Raw genomic sequence first — 15478 nt, 5'->3', positions numbered from 1 at the left:
TTGATGCTGACTGACACACCGCTATCGCGAGCAAGCTCGCTCCCACAGGGGGTTTGCGGTGTGGCTTAGAGCGGCTTGCTGCAGAGGCTCACGCCGAGGGTATGGCTGGCCTGCGGCAGCAGCGTCACCACATCGTCCATCACGTTCGCCGTCTCGATGCACAGCATGCGCTGCCAGCCATCGTCGGCCATGTCGCTGAAGGCCTTGGCGCGTTCGGTCCAGGGGTTCCAGATCACCGCCGAACGTGAACCGCTGCTGGTCAGCTCGATCCGTCGCTCCCAGTGCGGGTCAAGGATGCTCAGCGTCGGCGGGGTATCGAGGTAGATGCGGTCGGTCTCGCCAGCAAAGTGCAGGTTGCCGGCCTGGGTGACGGTTTTCCAGTCGTCCAGGGTTTCGATGTAGCTCAGGCCATCGACCCCTTCGACCTGTACGTTACGCACGTCGCTGACGGCAAAGTAGCTGTGCAGCGCCTGGCTGAGGCTGACGGTTTCGCTGCCACGGTTATGGCTGGTGAGGCGAATGTGCAGTTGATCGTCCATCACGATGGCCAGCGTCAGGTCGACCTGATGAGGCCAGCCCGCAAGCCCATTCTCGGGGTAGGGCAGCACGAATTCCACCTTGAGGCTTTCGCCTTCGGTCTCGATGCCCTTCAATTCCCAATCCATCGTCCGCACCAGGCCGTGGGCGGTGGCCGGGTCGTTGCTCACGCGCATGGCCTGTACGCTGTCGGGGTTGCGGGTCAGGTTGCCGAACCATGGCCAGCACACCGGCACGCCCGCGCGGATGCTCTTGCCGGCCTTGAATGTGGCCTGGTCGTTGAGCCAGATCAGGGGCGGCTGGCCGTCCACTTGATAGCTGAGGATGTGCGCGCCTTGCTGGGCCACCAGCAACTCGGCCTGACCGTGACGGATGCGCCAGGCGTTCAGCTCATCCAGTTTGACCGCTTCGACATTGGGCGTGGGCATGTTGCAAATCTCGCTCGGGAACAGGGACTGCAATGGACCGCAGAACGGCCGCCATGTTTAACGGGCGCGCGGCGGAACCGAGCGGGTACGACCGCTGCCGTCGATGGCAACAAAGACGAATACCGCCTCGGTCACCTTGCGCCATTCACTGGACAGCGGGTCGTCGCTCCAGACCTCGACCATCATCTGGATCGAGCTGCGGCCGATTTCCAGCGCCTGGGTATAGAACGATAACTGCGCGCCCACCGCCACTGGCACCAGGAACGCCATGCGATCGATCGCCACGGTGGCCACGCGTCCGCCGGCCACTTTGCTGGCCATGGCGGTGCCGGCCAGGTCCATCTGGGACACCAGCCAGCCGCCGAAAATATCGCCGAAACCGTTGGTCTCGCGAGGGAGCGCGGTGATTTGCAGGGCCAGGTCGCCTTGCGGGATTGGATCTTCTTGTTCGAGCTCTATCATGCCGGGGGTGCCTCTGACCCGTAACGCTGTCTGGTACTTCAGGTGAATAGCCGTCTTTGTAAAAAACGATTCAGCCCGAACATACTGCGTTCGTCACGTTTTTCGTAAAGGCGCGCCAAAGGGAAACTCTGCGAAACCGGCTGGTTCTGGTACTACGCCACCAACGACGTTTTCGCACAGCAACCCCTTACAGAGTACTGCAAGGTTGCGAGTATATCGGGCGATAGACGTCGAGACGACCACTCGGTTCTGATTTTGACTGTCAAATACGCGCCTCTATGTGCTTTTTCGAACAATTTGCTATCGTGCCGAACCTGCCCAGGCCCCAACCCGTGTCGCCAGGGTTGCAGAACCGACTATAAGAGAAGCCCTTGCCATGACCACTGCGCCTTCGAGCACGGCGACGCCCGCACAACCGGCACGTCCACTGACCCGCAACGATTACAAGACCCTGTCGCTTTCCGCCTTGGGCGGTGCACTGGAGTTCTACGATTTCATCATTTTCGTGTTCTTTGCCACCGTGGTCGGCAAATTGTTCTTTCCTGCCGAAATGCCTGAGTGGCTGCGCCTGATGCAGACGTTCGGCATTTTTGCCGCCGGTTACCTGGCCCGGCCACTGGGCGGGATCATCATGGCCCACTTCGGCGACCTGTTGGGGCGCAAGAAGATGTTCACCCTGAGCATCTTCATGATGGCGGTGCCGACCCTGATCATGGGCTTGTTGCCGACCTATGCGCAGATCGGCATGTGGGCGCCGATCCTGCTGTTGCTGATGCGTGTGATCCAGGGCGCGGCCATCGGCGGGGAAGTGCCGGGCGCCTGGGTATTCGTTTCCGAACACGTTCCGGCGCGCCACATCGGCTATGCCTGCGGCACGCTGACCTGCGGCCTGACGGCGGGGATTCTGTTGGGTTCGCTGGTCGCCACGGCCATCAATACCCTCTATACGCCGATGGAAGTGGCCGATTACGCCTGGCGGATCCCATTCCTGCTGGGTGGTGTGTTCGGGCTGTTTTCGGTGTATCTGCGGCGCTGGCTGCACGAAACGCCGGTGTTCGCCGAGTTGCAACTGCGCAAGGCCCTGGCCGAGGAAGTGCCGCTGAGGGCCGTGCTGCGTGATCATCGCGGCGCCATCGCCATTTCCATGCTGCTGACCTGGCTGCTGTCGGCCGGCGTCATTGTGGTTATTCTGATGACACCGACCGTGCTGCAGACGGTGTACCACTTCAGCCCGACCGTCGCGTTGCAGGCCAACAGCCTGGCGATCGTGTTCCTGAGTTTCGGTTGCATCGGTGCGGGGGTGTTGGCCGACCGTTTTGGTGCCGGGCGGGTGTTTGTCTTCGGCAGCGGGTTGCTGATGGTCACCTTCTGGACCTTCTACCACTGCCTGTTCGACCACCCCGAATGGCTGTTCCCGCTGTATGCCTTGAGTGGGTTACTGGTGGGCACCATCGGCGCGGTGCCCTATGTCATGGTCAATGCCTTCCCGGCCGTGGTGCGCTTCAGCGGCCTGTCGTTCTCCTACAACCTGGCCTATGCAATCTTCGGCGGATTGACGCCGATGATCGTGACCCTGCTGCTGAAAGAAAGCTCGATGGGGCCGGCATATTACGTCGCGGCCATTTGTGGGATCGGGATTGTGGTGGGCGGCTACCTTTGGAAGAAAGGGCGCTAAACGGCTGAACGGGCTCTTGTGGCGAGGGGATTTATCCCCGTTGGGCCGCGAAGCGGCCCTCGAGCCAGCGCCTCGGTGTTCCAGACTGATTGTATCCAGCCATCGGGGGGCTGCTTTGCAGCCCAACGGGGATAAATTCCCTCGCTACACCCTCCTGCAAAACTCAATGCTGGCCTTTCATCCAATTGTCATATTTCAGCCATAGAGTGTTCATACGGCTTACCGATACTTTGCCGACTTAACACACCCTATCTGCTAGGAGTAAGGCATGAAACTGAAGCGTTTGATGGCGGCAATGACGTTTGTCGCTGCTGGCGTTGCGACTGCCAACGCGGTTGCCGCTGTTGACCCTGCGATCCCGAGCTACACCAAGACCACTGGTGTATCGGGCAACCTCTCCAGCGTCGGCTCCGATACCCTGGCCAACCTGATGACCTTGTGGGCCGAGAACTACAAGAAAGAATACCCGAACGTCAACATCCAGATTCAGGCCGCCGGTTCCTCCACCGCGCCGCCCGCACTCACCGAAGGCACCGCCAACCTGGGCCCGATGAGCCGCAAGATGAAGGACAACGAGCTGCAGGCCTTCGAAACCAAATACGGCTACAAGCCAACCGCTATCCCGGTGGCCGTGGACGCCCTGGCCGTATTCGTGCACAAGGACAACCCGATCAAGCACCTGACCATGGCTCAGGTCGACGCCATTTTCTCTTCGACTCGCCTGTGCGGCGCCAAGGCTGACGTCAAGACCTGGGGTGACCTGGGTGTGACCGGCGACTTGGCCAACAAGCCGGTCCAGCTGTTCGGTCGTAACTCGGTGTCCGGCACCTACGGCTACTTCAAGGAAGAAGCCTTGTGCAAAGGCGACTACAAGCCAAACGTCAACGAGCAACCCGGTTCGGCTTCGGTCGTGCAGTCGATCAGCAGCTCGCTTAACGGCATCGGCTACTCGGGTATCGGCTACAAGACCGCCAGCGTGAAAACCGTTGCCCTGGCCAAGAAAGAAGGCGGCGAGTTCATCGAAGACTCCGAAGAAAACGCCCTGAACGGCAAGTATCCGCTGTCGCGCTTCCTCTACGTCTACGTCAACAAGGCGCCGAACAAGCCCCTGGCCCCGCTGGAAGCCGAGTTCGTGAAGCTGATCCTGTCCAAGCAAGGCCAGGAAGTCGTGGTCAAGGACGGTTACATCCCGCTACCTGCCAAAGTCGCCGCCAAGGCACTGGCTGACCTGGGTCTGCAAGAAGGCGGCAACGTCGCCAAGCAGTAAGGTCTGCTGAGCCCGGGCCGACACCCGGGCTGCCGGGGGAGTGGACGCCGCTTCCCCAGGCAAATTTTCCGTCCGCTGCCGCTTCTAGCTGGCGGCGGATTTGTTGCGTCACTTCGCTGTCATCTTTCTGTCATACAGGATCGCTAGGGTGTGCGCATGAATGATCTGGCCAACTCCACAATGACTACGACTTCCCCTCCCAAGCGCATTGACTTCAATACGCCTGAGCTGCAACGCAAGCGCCGCATCCGCGCGCTCAAGGATCGCTTGACCCGCTGGTACGTGCTGGTCGGCGGCCTCGCCGTTCTCGCCGCCATTACCTTGATCTTTTTCTTCCTGGCCTACGTGGTACTGCCCCTGTTCCAGGGCGCGGACCTGACCGCCAAGGACTCGATCACGCCCGCCTGGATGCAAGATGCCGGCAAACCGCTGATGATCTCTATCGAAGAACAGAACCAGGTGGCCCTGCGGGTTTCCGACAAGGGCCAGGCGCTGTTTTTCAACGTTAACAGTGGTGCCGAACTGCGCCGCGTCGACCTGCCGATCCCGGCCGGCGCCAGCGTGACCGCCATTGGCGAGGACCAGCCTGGCAGCCCATTGGTGGCGATCGGTCTGTCCAACGGCCAGGCCCTGGTGTTCCGTCACACTTACAAGGTCAGCTACCCGGACGGCAAGAAGACCATCTCGCCCGCCATCGAATACCCTTATGGCGAGACGCCGATCCCGTTGAACGAACAGGGCGCGGCCCTGGAGCATGTCAGCCTCAACGCCACCGATTCGACGCTGCTGCTGGCCGGCTCCAGCGGCGCTCAGTTGCAGGTGTTGTCGCTCACCAGCGAAGAAAACATGATGACCGGTGAAATCACCAGCGAGCAGACGCGTATCGACCTGCCGCAGATGACCGAGCCGGTGAAGCACATTTTCGTCGACCCGCGCCAGCAATGGTTGTACGTGGTCAACGGACGTGCCCAGGCCGATGTGTTCAGCCTGCGGGACAAGAGCCTCAATGGCCGCTACAAACTACTGGAGAACGGCGACGCCCAAGTCACCGCCGCTGCCCAGCTGGTGGGCGGGATCTCGCTGATCATCGGCGACTCCAAGGGCGGCCTGGCCCAGTGGTTCATGGCCCGTGATCCGGACGGTGAGCTGCGTTTCAAACAGATTCGTACCTTCCAGATGGGCACCGCGCCGATCGTCGAAATCAGCGCCGAAGAACGTCGCAAAGGTTTCGTGGTGCTCGACGCCGCTGGCAAGCTGGGTGTGTTCCACAGCACCGCCCACCGCACCCTGCTGGTGGACCAGGTGGTCGACGGCCAGGGTCTGTTCGGCATGTCGCCACGGGCCAATCGCCTGATCGTCGAACAGGGCGGCAAGTTGCAACCGTTGACCTTGGACAACCCGCATCCGGAAGTGTCGTGGAGCGCGTTGTGGAGCAAGGTCTGGTACGAAAACTACGACGAACCTAAATATGTCTGGCAATCGACCGCCGCCAACACCGACTTCGAGCCCAAGCTGAGCCTCTCGCCGCTGACCTTCGGTACCCTGAAGGCGGCGTTCTACGCGATGCTGCTGGCTGCGCCGCTGGCGGTGGCCGCGGCGATCTACACCGCCTATTTCATGGCCCCGGGCATGCGCCGCAAGGTCAAGCCGGTGATCGAGCTGATGGAAGCGATGCCGACGGTGATCCTCGGCTTCTTCGCCGGCCTGTTCCTGGCGCCATACGTCGAAGGGCACTTGCCGGGCATCTTCAGCCTGTTGATGCTGCTGCCGATCGGCATCCTGGTCGCTGGTTTCGCCTTCAGTCGCCTGCCGGAATCCATCCGCCTGAGAGTGCCGGACGGCTGGGAAAGCGCCCTGTTGATCCCGGTGATCCTGTTCGTGGGCTGGCTCTCGTTGTACATGAGCCCCTACATGGAAGCCTGGTTCTTCGGCGGCGACATGCGCATGTGGATCTCCCATGACCTGGGCATCACCTACGACCAACGCAACGCCCTGGTGGTCGGCCTGGCGATGGGCTTCGCCGTGATCCCGAACATCTACTCCATCGCCGAAGACGCTGTGTTCAGCGTGCCGCGCGGCCTGACCCTGGGCTCGCTGGCCCTCGGCGCCACGCCGTGGCAGACCATGACCCGCGTGGTGATCCTTACCGCCAGCCCGGGCATCTTCTCGGCGTTGATGATCGGCATGGGCCGTGCAGTGGGCGAGACCATGATCGTGCTGATGGCCACCGGTAACACGCCAGTCATGGAAATGAACCTGTTCGAAGGCTTGCGCACCCTGGCGGCCAACGTGGCGGTGGAGATGCCCGAGTCGGAAGTCGGCGGCAGCCATTACCGCGTGCTGTTCCTGTCGGCCCTGGTGCTGCTGTTGTTCACCTTCGTCATGAACACCCTCGCCGAGCTGATCCGTCAGCGTCTGCGCAAGAAATATTCGTCGCTTTAAGAAAGGTAGAAGTCTGTGAAACAGAACTCCCTGAAAGGATGGTTCAAGAGCGGCGCCCCCGGCGTCTGGATCAGCGGTGGCGCGGTGTCCATCGCGGTCATCATGACCATCGGCCTGCTGGCGGTGATTGCCGTGCGCGGCCTGGGCCACTTCTGGCCGGCTGACCTGATCCACGCCAGCTACACCGTGCCGGGCATGCCTGCGCACCTGGTGGTCGGCGAAGTCGTGCAGAAAGAAGAAGTGCCTCGTGAGCGCTTGAAAAGCGCCGGCCTGCCGGTGCCGGACGAAGGCCCCGAGTTCATGACCCGCGAACTGATCAAGGTCGGCAATCGGGACCTCAATGGCACCGACTTCACCTGGATCGTCGGCGATTGGCTGACCAACCAGACCACGCCGCCGCAGCTGATGGCCATCGAGCGTCGTGAGTGGGGCAACTTCTATGGTTACCTGGTCAACGTCAAGGAAAGTGGCAAGGTCATCGCCGAAGGCGAGGCCGCCTGGCCGCAACTGCAGGCTCGCGTAGAGCGCGTCAACCAGTTGGCCGCCGAGCTCAAGACCCTGGAAAAAACCGACATCGGCGCCATCAACGCCGGCCTGGAGCGTATTCGCCTGCACGGTCGCAAACTGGAGCTGGACGGCAAGCTCGACGCTGCCGCCCAGGCCGATCTGGAAAGCGAGCGCGCCGAACTCAACGCCCGTTACAAGGACATCGAAGCACGCCTGGCCGACCTGCATGCGCAGTTCAACCGCGACAGCCTGACGGCCCGGGATGCCAACGGCAAGGAAGTGGAAATCGAAATCGGCAAAGTGGTGCACGCCTACCAGCCAAACGGCATGGGCACGTTCGCCAAGATGGGTTTCTACTTCAGCAAGGTCTGGGAATTCCTCAGCGATGACCCCCGCGAAGCCAACACCGAAGGCGGTATCTTCCCGGCGATTTTCGGCACCGTGATGATGACCCTGATCATGGCAATGATCGTGACGCCGTTTGGCGTGCTGGCGGCGGTCTACCTGCGTGAATATGCCCGCCAAGGCCCGATGACCCGGCTGATCCGCATCGCGGTGAACAACCTCGCGGGCGTTCCGGCCATCGTCTACGGGGTGTTCGGCCTGGGCTTCTTCGTCTACGTGTTGGGTGGCTCGGTCGACCGTTTGTTCTTCCCCGAGGCCCTGCCGGCACCGACCTTCGGCACCCCGGGCCTGCTCTGGGCGTCGCTGACCCTGGCGCTGCTGGCGGTGCCGGTGGTGATCGTGGCCACCGAAGAAGGCCTGGCGCGGATTCCGCGTACCGTGCGTGAAGGCTCCCTGGCCCTCGGCGCGACCAAGGCCGAGACCCTGTGGAAAATCGTCCTGCCCATGGCGAGCCCGGCGATGATGACCGGGATGATCCTCGCCGTGGCCCGGGCCGCCGGTGAAGTGGCGCCGTTGATGCTGGTGGGCGTGGTGAAACTGGCCCCGTCGCTGCCCTTGGACGGCAACTACCCGTACCTGCACCTGGACCAGAAAATCATGCACCTGGGCTTCCACATCTATGACGTCGGCTTCCAGAGCCCGAACGTCGAAGCGGCGCGCCCCTTGGTCTATGCCACGGCGCTGCTGCTGGTGCTGGTGATCGCCACGCTCAACCTGTCGGCGGTGTGGATCCGTAACCACCTGCGCGAGAAGTACAAAGCACTGGACAGTTGATGACACGCTGACCCCCTGTGGGAGCGAGCTTGCTCGCGAAGCTTTTGGCGGCCTTGATGGCCCCTTCGCGAGCAAGCTCGCTCCCACACTGATCGGCGTTCACTGGAATTTAATGGAGCCGCCACTCAGGCGTTCCGAACCGAATTTGTTAGCACAGGGAGCCTCCCATGCAACACGAAGCACATACACACGGCATCAACATGTCGGCCCTGGGCCGCGACAAGCAAAGCCTGGACCTGGCGCAGGAAACCGTCGCCATCGAAGTGCCCGGCCTGAATCTGTTCTATGGCGAGAAGCAGGCGCTGTATGACGTCAGCCTGAATATCCCGAAACAGCGTGTCACCGCGTTCATCGGCCCGTCGGGCTGCGGCAAGTCAACCTTGCTGCGCACCTTCAACCGCATGAATGACCTGGTGGACGGCTGCCGCGTTGAAGGTGAAATCAACCTCTACGGCAACAACATCTACCGCAAGGGCGAGGATGTGGCCGAGCTGCGTCGTCGCGTCGGCATGGTGTTCCAGAAACCCAACCCGTTTCCGAAAACCATCTACGAGAACGTGGTCTACGGCTTGCGCATCCAGGGCATCAACAAGAAGCGCATCCTCGACGAAGCCGTGGAGTGGGCCCTCAAGGGCGCGGCGCTGTGGGATGAGGTCAAGGACCGCCTGCACGAATCGGCCCTGGGTCTGTCCGGCGGCCAGCAGCAACGCCTGGTGATCGCCCGCACGATCGCCGTTGAGCCGGAAGTGCTGCTGCTCGACGAACCCTGCTCGGCCCTCGACCCGATCTCGACACTGAAGGTCGAAGAGCTGATCTATGAGCTCAAGTCCAAGTTCACCATCGTCATCGTGACCCACAACATGCAACAGGCGGCGCGGGTGTCCGACTACACCGCGTTCATGTACATGGGCAAACTGGTGGAATTCGGCGATACCGATACGCTGTTCACCAATCCGGCCAAGAAACAGACTGAAGACTACATCACCGGTCGTTACGGCTAGTCGGTGCGCTCTCAGGATCAACATTTAACTGCTTGAAGCTTGCAGCTTGAAGCTTGCAACTTTCGCGGAGCGAACAAGATGATTTCGAAGGAAGGCCTTACTCACCACATTTCCGCACAGTTCAACGCCGAGCTGGAGGAAGTGCGCAGTCACTTGCTGGCCATGGGCGGGCTGGTGGAAAAGCAGGTCAACGACGCGGTGACCGCGCTGATCGAGGCCGACTCCGGCCTGGCCCAGCAGGTGCGCGAAATCGACGACCAGATCAACCAGATGGAACGCAACATCGACGAGGAGTGCCTGCGTATCCTGGCCCGTCGTCAACCGGCGGCCTCCGACCTGCGCCTGATCATCAGCATCTCCAAGTCGGTGATCGACCTTGAGCGGATCGGCGACGAAGCCACCAAGATCGCCCGCCGTGCCATTCAGTTATGCGAAGAAGGCGAGGCGCCGCGCGGTTACGTCGAGGTTCGCCACATTGGCGACCAGGTGCGCAACATGGTCCGCGATGCATTGGACGCCTTTGCCCGCTTCGACGCCGACCTGGCGTTGTCGGTGGCCCAGTACGACAAGATCATCGATCGCGAATACAAGACCGCGCTACGTGAGCTGGCGACCTACATGATGGAAGACCCGCGCTCCATTTCCCGGGTGTTGAGCATCATCTGGGTGCTGCGTTCTTTGGAGCGTATCGGCGATCATGCGCGCAACATCTCGGAACTTGTCATCTACCTGGTGCGCGGCACCGATGTGCGCCATATGGGGCTCAAGCGGATGAAGGAAGAAGTTGAGGGCACCCCGTCCGAAACCGCTAATGTTCCGGGCGAAGCTGACGATAAGTAAGATTGCCAAGAAAAGCGCCCGGCCTTCTGGTCGGGCTTTTTTTTTTGGGTTTTTTTTAATCGAAAGCAGCACCCCGCGAACGAAAAGTCCCGGCGTGACTGAAGGTTTTTTGGCAATGTGCCATCAGTAAAAGCGGTATGCTTGCCGGGATTTTTTAGAGGTGTATCTGGATGAGTAAGGTCAGTGTGTTGGTCGTGGACGATGCTTCGTTCATTCGTGACCTGGTGAAGAAGTGCCTGCGCAACTACTTCCCGGGCGTGCGTATCGAAGATGCGGTGAACGGCAAGAAAGCCCAGGCCCTGCTGGCTCGCGAGGCATTCGACCTGGTGCTGTGCGATTGGGAAATGCCGGAAATGTCCGGCCTGGAACTGCTGACCTGGTGCCGTCAGCAGGACACCCTCAAGGGCATGCCGTTTGTGATGGTCACCAGCCGCGGCGACAAGGAAAACGTGGTCCAGGCGATCCAGGCCGGCGTTTCCGGCTACGTCAGCAAGCCGTTCACCAACGAACAGTTGCTGACCAAGGTCAAGCAGGCCCTGCACAAGGTCGGCAAGCTCGACACACTGATGAACAGCGCTCCGACCAAGATGAACTCGGCGTTCGGCAATGACTCCCTCAGCGCCCTGACGGGCGGCAAAGCTCCGGTGGCGGCCGTTGCGCCGGCCCCTGCCGCACCTGCCCCGGCCGCCCCGGCGCGTGGCCTGCTCAACAGCCCACCGGTCAAGGCGCCGGTAGCCGCGGCTTCGACGACCAACCGTGGCCAAGGCCAGTTGCGCCTGTCCAGCGGCACCCAGCAATGCGTGATCAAAGCCCTGAGCCTCAAGGAAGCGCTGTTGGTGGTCAAACGCTCCGACACCCTGCCGCAAGTACTCGAAGGCGCCGTGCTGGACATGGAACAGGGCGACAACGCTGAAACCGCTCGTCTCAACGGCTACCTGCACGCCATCGTCGCCCATGAGCAGACGCCCGACAGCGAATGGCTGCAACTGACCTTCCGCTTCGTCGACAAAGACCCGCAGAAGCTCGACTACATCTCCCGCCTGATCGCCCGCGGCACCGCGCAGAAGCACTTCGTGCCGGGCGCCTGATTCGGCGGCGCCTTCGAGTCCGCTATCGCGAGCAAGCTCGCTCCCACACGGGATCTTCAGTATTCACTGGATCGAGTGTGGGAGCGAGCTTGCTCGCGATGGGGCCATCAGATCCAACACCGATCGCTGATCCAATTTTGAAACATCCGTCGACGACGCGGGTCCATCCCAGCTGCTAGGCTGCTGTGCAGGCCTTCATCTTTCGACAGAACCTTTTGCCTATGCTCGTGCCCCTGCTGTTTGCCTGTGGTCTTGTCCTGGCCTCCACTTCGGCCGTGGCCATGACGATCTACAAATCCACCGATGCCAATGGCGTGGTGTCCTACAGCGACCGACCCAGCCGCGGGGCCCAAGTGTTCGTGTTCCGCGACCGCATGGTCGAACGCCTGGAGCGCCAGGTGTTCCTCGATATCAAGAAGCAGGGAGGTGCGGACGCGGTATTCGTGCGCAATGACCTGTACGCACCGGTGGAGATCGAGTTGAGCTTCGCCGGGCTGCGCAACGTCAGCGGGGCGCCGAGCCGGCCCATTCGTCGGGTATTGCCGGCACGCAGCAACCTGCGCCTGGCGCTGCTGACGGCCACCCGGCCCGGCAGGCCGCTGGTGTATACCCCTCGGTTCGAATATTCCCTGGGTGACCCTGCTGGTGCGGCGCAGGTCTATCGCTACCCGCTGCCGTGGCGTGGCGGGCCGTTCCGGCTGAGCCAGGGTGCCAATGGCCAATACAGCCATTATGGCCCGAAGAACCGCTACGCCATGGACATCGCCATGCCCGTAGGCACGCCGATCATCGCCGCGCGGGGTGGCGTGGTCATCAAGACCGAAAACGAACAGACCGGCCGCGGGGACGACCCTGCGGGCAACTTCGTGCGGGTGCTGCACGATGACGGCACCATGGGCGTCTACCTGCACCTGCAGAAAGGTTCGGTGAGCGTACGGGAAGGGCAGCGGGTCGGGGTGGGCACGCCGCTGGCATTGTCGGGCAATACCGGCAACAGCTCAGGCCCGCACCTGCATTTCGTGGTGCAGCGCAATACTGGGTTGGGGCTGGTGTCGATTCCCTACCAGTTCAATCAACCAGTGGGCGACTTGCCCAACTTTGCGTTGGGCAAGCAGTAGCCCCTGCAGAAGCGAAGGCGCTTTTTGTGGCGAGGGGATTTATCCCCGCTGGGTCGCGAAGCGGCCCCGACACTGCCGACTCAATTCACCAGGTCAACTGGAATTTCAGGTTTTAGGGCTGCTTCGCAGCCCAGCGGGGATAAATCCCCTCGCCACAGGAGGGCAGTCGCCGGAAAGTGGCTGACACTCAATCGAGCATCAACACCTTCGCCAGGATGATCTTCGGCCCTTTCATCTTCTTGATGATGATCCGCAGGCCTTCGACTTCCAGCACTTCTTCCTCTTCCGGCACGCGCTTGAGGGTTTCATAGACCAACCCGGCCAGGGTTTCGGCTTCGATGTGGTCCAGGTCGATCCCCAGCAGGCGCTCGACCTTGAACAGCGGCGTGTCGCCGCGTACCAGCAGCTTGCCCGGCTGGTACGCGAGGATGCCGCGTTCGGCCTTGCGGTGTTCGTCCTGGATGTCGCCCACCAGCACTTCCAGCACGTCTTCCATGGTCAGGTAGCCGATGATGTTGCCGTCGGCTTCCTCGACCACGGCGAAGTGCGAGCCGCCCTTGCGGAACTGTTCCAGCAATTGCGACAGCGGCATGTGCCGCGACACGCGCTCCAGCGGCCGGGTCAGTTCGGCCAGGTTGAACGACTCGGGAATGTGGTCCAGGGCCGCCAGTTCCAACAGCAGGTCCTTGATGTGCAGCAGGCCGACGAACTCCTGGCGCTCGCTGTCATACACCGGATAACGGCTGAACTTGTGGCGACGGAACATCGCCAGGATTTCCTTGAGGGGTGCGTTGAATTCCAGCGTCACCAGGTCTTCCCGGGAGTTGGCCCAGTCCACCACTTCCAACTCGCCCATCTCCACGGCCGAGGCCAGCACGCGCATGCCCTGGTCGCTCGGGTCCTGGCCGCGGCTGGAGTGCAGGATCAGCTTCAGTTCTTCGCGGCTGTAATGGTGTTCGTGATGGGGGCCGGGCTCGCCTTGGCCGGCGATGCGCAAGATGGCGTTCGCGCTGGCGTTGAGCAGGTAGATCGCCGGGTACATGGCCCAGTAGAACAGGTACAGCGGCACGGCGGTCCACAGCGACAGCAGTTCGGGCTTGCGAATGGCCCAGGACTTGGGCGCCAGTTCACCGACCACGATGTGCAGGTACGAAATGATGAAGAACGCGGTGAAGAACGACACGCCCTTGATCACTTCCGGCGATTGGACACCCACCGCGCCCAGCAACGGCTCGAGGATGTGGGCGAACGCCGGCTCACCGACCCAACCCAGCCCCAGGGACGCCAGGGTGATACCCAACTGGCACGCCGACAGGTAGGCGTCGAGCTGGCTGTGGACGGTACGCAGGATGTGCCCCCGCCAGCCGTTCTGCTCGGCAATGGCTTCGACCCGGGTCGAGCGCAGTTTGACCATGGCGAATTCGGCCGCAACGAAAAAGCCGTTGAGCAAAACCAGGATCAGAGCAAAAAGAATCATGCCGAATTCGGCGAAGAGTGTAACGAGGGACAAGCCAGGGGAAGGGTCCATGATGGAGTTTTGCGGGTTCCGTATAGTCGTGGGAATTGGAAATGAGCGCCTGAAAAGCAGGCGCAAGTCGGTCAATGTAGCGGCTGACTCGGCGATTGCCTAGGGGCGTTCTCAATCGGCGGGGTTGGCAAGGCGTGTGCGAACCACCTGGGCCGGGGCGAAATGGCAGGTAAAGGTGCTGCCATGGCCGGGCACGCTGCTGATTTCCATGCGGGCGCGATGGCGCAGCAGGACGTGTTTGACGATGGCCAGGCCCAGCCCGGTGCCCCCGGTATTGGAGTTGCGGCTGGAGTCGACGCGGTAGAAGCGTTCGGTCAGGCGCGGCAGGTGCTTGCTGTCGATGCCGATGCCTGAATCGCGCACGCTCAGGTGCGCGCCTTGCTCATCGCCCCACCAGCGCACATGAATCCGGCCGTGCTCCGGCGTGTACTTGACCGCGTTGAACACCAGATTGGAAAACGCACTGCGCAGTTCCGCCTCGCTGCCTTTGAGCTGCACGGCCGGATCGGCTTCCAGGGTGATGGTCTGTTGCTTGGAGCCGGACAGTTCCTGGGCATCTTCGGCAATGATTTGCAGCAGGTCGTTGATCGGCACGGGCTGGTTGTCCGACGGGTAATCGGTGGCTTCCAGCTTCGCCAGCAGCAGCAAGTCGTTGAGCAGGGTCTGCATGCGTCCGCTTTGCTGGTGCATCTGCTGCAAGGCCCGGCTCCAGCGCGGGTTCACCTCCTCGACGTTGTCGAGCAGGGTTTCCAGGTAACCGCAGATCACCGTCAATGGCGTGCGCAGTTCGTGGGAAACGTTGGCGACGAAATCCTTGCGCATCTGTTCCAGCTGATGGATCCGCGTGACGTCGCGCACCAGCATCAAATGCTCATTGTTGCCATAGCGCGTGATGTACAACTGGATACGCAACCGATCATTGGTGGGCGAAGGAATTTCCAGCGGCTCGGCGTAATTGGCCTGCTCGAAATATTCCTTGAAGCGCGGATGGCGCACCAGGTTGGTCACCGGCTGGCCGCTGTCCTGGGGCGTCTTGAGGCCCAGCAGGGTCTCGGCGGCGCGGTTCCACCACTCCAGGTTGCCATCGCTGTCGAGCATGATCACCGCGTCCTTGAGCGCGGCGGTGGACTCCTGGACCCGGTCGATCACGGCTTGCAGGCGTCCGCGAACGCGCTGGTCGCGCCGTTGCAGGTGGTAGATGCTGTCGAACACCTCACCCCACAGGCCATAGCCGTCGGGCGGGGCTTCGTCGGGCTGATGCAGGCGCAGCCATTCATGCAGGCGCAGCAGCTGCTTGAGGGTCCAGGCCAGGTAAAGCCCGAGCCCGGCGGCCAGGCTCCAGCCGTAATAGCCGGTGATCAGCCCGATCAGCAAACAGCCGGTCACCAGCAACAACATGTGGCGAA

The 15478-nt window shown here is 61.8% G+C and carries 12 protein-coding genes; 8 read left to right on the top strand and 4 right to left on the bottom strand.

Annotated features, from left to right (window positions below; genetic code table 11):
• Positions 1-65 precede the first annotated feature (65 nt).
• Together ACMTA2_RS00525 and ACMTA2_RS00520 are read right to left on the bottom strand one after the other, a co-directional pair.
• Positions 66-965: a D-hexose-6-phosphate mutarotase gene (locus ACMTA2_RS00525; RefSeq protein ID WP_413793266.1), complete on the bottom strand. Its 900-nt coding sequence runs from the start codon at positions 963-965 to the stop codon at positions 66-68.
• Between the two features lie 57 nt (positions 966-1022).
• Complete coding sequence (locus tag ACMTA2_RS00520) at positions 1023-1427, bottom strand: acyl-CoA thioesterase (protein WP_003177184.1); 405 nt, start codon at positions 1425-1427, stop codon at positions 1023-1025.
• Positions 1428-1803: 376 nt separating this feature from the next.
• On the opposite strand from ACMTA2_RS00520, the gene ACMTA2_RS00515 reads away from it, so the two are divergent.
• The 8 genes from ACMTA2_RS00515 (at position 1804) to ACMTA2_RS00480 (ending at position 12544) form a co-directional block, all read left to right on the top strand.
• Positions 1804-3102, top strand: a complete 1299-nt coding sequence (locus tag ACMTA2_RS00515; RefSeq protein ID WP_413793265.1) for an MFS transporter — start codon at positions 1804-1806, stop codon at positions 3100-3102.
• Between the two features lie 268 nt (positions 3103-3370).
• Entirely contained in the window at positions 3371-4369 is a 999-nt protein-coding gene (locus ACMTA2_RS00510) for a phosphate ABC transporter substrate-binding protein PstS (RefSeq protein WP_413793264.1), read from the top strand.
• Between the two features lie 408 nt (positions 4370-4777).
• On the top strand, positions 4778-6811 hold the full coding sequence (locus ACMTA2_RS00505; protein ID WP_413795759.1) for an ABC transporter permease subunit: 2034 nt from the start codon (positions 4778-4780) through the stop codon (positions 6809-6811).
• Positions 6812-6826: 15 nt separating this feature from the next.
• Entirely contained in the window at positions 6827-8497 is a 1671-nt protein-coding gene (gene pstA, locus ACMTA2_RS00500; RefSeq protein WP_413793263.1) for a phosphate ABC transporter permease PstA, read from the top strand.
• Between the two features lie 167 nt (positions 8498-8664).
• On the top strand, positions 8665-9498 hold the full coding sequence (gene pstB / locus ACMTA2_RS00495; RefSeq protein WP_072411200.1) for a phosphate ABC transporter ATP-binding protein PstB: 834 nt from the start codon (positions 8665-8667) through the stop codon (positions 9496-9498).
• 78 nt (positions 9499-9576) lie between these two features.
• Complete coding sequence (gene phoU, locus ACMTA2_RS00490) at positions 9577-10338, top strand: phosphate signaling complex protein PhoU (protein WP_413793262.1); 762 nt, start codon at positions 9577-9579, stop codon at positions 10336-10338.
• A 170-nt stretch (positions 10339-10508) separates the two neighbouring features.
• Complete coding sequence (locus ACMTA2_RS00485; protein ID WP_413793261.1) at positions 10509-11426, top strand: response regulator; 918 nt, start codon at positions 10509-10511, stop codon at positions 11424-11426.
• A 221-nt stretch (positions 11427-11647) separates the two neighbouring features.
• Complete coding sequence (locus ACMTA2_RS00480) at positions 11648-12544, top strand: peptidoglycan DD-metalloendopeptidase family protein (protein WP_413793260.1); 897 nt, start codon at positions 11648-11650, stop codon at positions 12542-12544.
• Positions 12545-12731: 187 nt separating this feature from the next.
• Here the strand turns inward: ACMTA2_RS00480 and ACMTA2_RS00475 are convergent, their stop codons facing one another.
• Both ACMTA2_RS00475 and phoR read right to left on the bottom strand, forming a co-directional pair.
• The gene (locus ACMTA2_RS00475) at positions 12732-14072 is read right to left on the bottom strand and encodes a hemolysin family protein (RefSeq protein WP_030138217.1); all 1341 of its coding nucleotides are present in this window, start codon (positions 14070-14072) and stop codon (positions 12732-12734) included.
• A gap of 111 nt (positions 14073-14183) precedes the next feature.
• Positions 14184-15470: a phosphate regulon sensor histidine kinase PhoR gene (phoR, locus tag ACMTA2_RS00470; RefSeq protein ID WP_413795758.1), complete on the bottom strand. Its 1287-nt coding sequence runs from the start codon at positions 15468-15470 to the stop codon at positions 14184-14186.
• Positions 15471-15478: the final 8 nt, after the last annotated feature.

The organism is Pseudomonas medicaginis (assembly GCF_965119365.1).
Taxonomy (GTDB): Bacteria; Pseudomonadota; Gammaproteobacteria; order Pseudomonadales; family Pseudomonadaceae; genus Aquipseudomonas.
This window is presented reverse-complemented; position numbering and strand designations above follow the sequence as displayed.

Excerpts from the sequence above, each read along its gene's own strand:
- ACMTA2_RS00525 (WP_413793266.1), bottom strand. The coding sequence starts at position 965 with ATGCCCACGCCCAATGTCGAAGCGGTCAAACTGGATGAGCTGAACGCC.
- ACMTA2_RS00520 (WP_003177184.1), bottom strand. The coding sequence starts at position 1,427 with ATGATAGAGCTCGAACAAGAAGATCCAATCCCGCAAGGCGACCTGGCC.
- ACMTA2_RS00515 (WP_413793265.1), top strand. The coding sequence starts at position 1,804 with ATGACCACTGCGCCTTCGAGCACGGCGACGCCCGCACAACCGGCACGT.
- ACMTA2_RS00510 (WP_413793264.1), top strand. The coding sequence starts at position 3,371 with ATGAAACTGAAGCGTTTGATGGCGGCAATGACGTTTGTCGCTGCTGGC.
- ACMTA2_RS00505 (WP_413795759.1), top strand. The coding sequence starts at position 4,778 with ATGCAAGATGCCGGCAAACCGCTGATGATCTCTATCGAAGAACAGAAC.
- pstB (WP_072411200.1), top strand. The coding sequence starts at position 8,665 with ATGCAACACGAAGCACATACACACGGCATCAACATGTCGGCCCTGGGC.
- phoU (WP_413793262.1), top strand. The coding sequence starts at position 9,577 with ATGATTTCGAAGGAAGGCCTTACTCACCACATTTCCGCACAGTTCAAC.
- ACMTA2_RS00485 (WP_413793261.1), top strand. The coding sequence starts at position 10,509 with ATGAGTAAGGTCAGTGTGTTGGTCGTGGACGATGCTTCGTTCATTCGT.
- ACMTA2_RS00480 (WP_413793260.1), top strand. The coding sequence starts at position 11,648 with ATGCTCGTGCCCCTGCTGTTTGCCTGTGGTCTTGTCCTGGCCTCCACT.
- ACMTA2_RS00475 (WP_030138217.1), bottom strand. The coding sequence starts at position 14,072 with ATGGACCCTTCCCCTGGCTTGTCCCTCGTTACACTCTTCGCCGAATTC.
- phoR (WP_413795758.1), bottom strand. The coding sequence starts at position 15,470 with ATGTTGTTGCTGGTGACCGGCTGTTTGCTGATCGGGCTGATCACCGGC.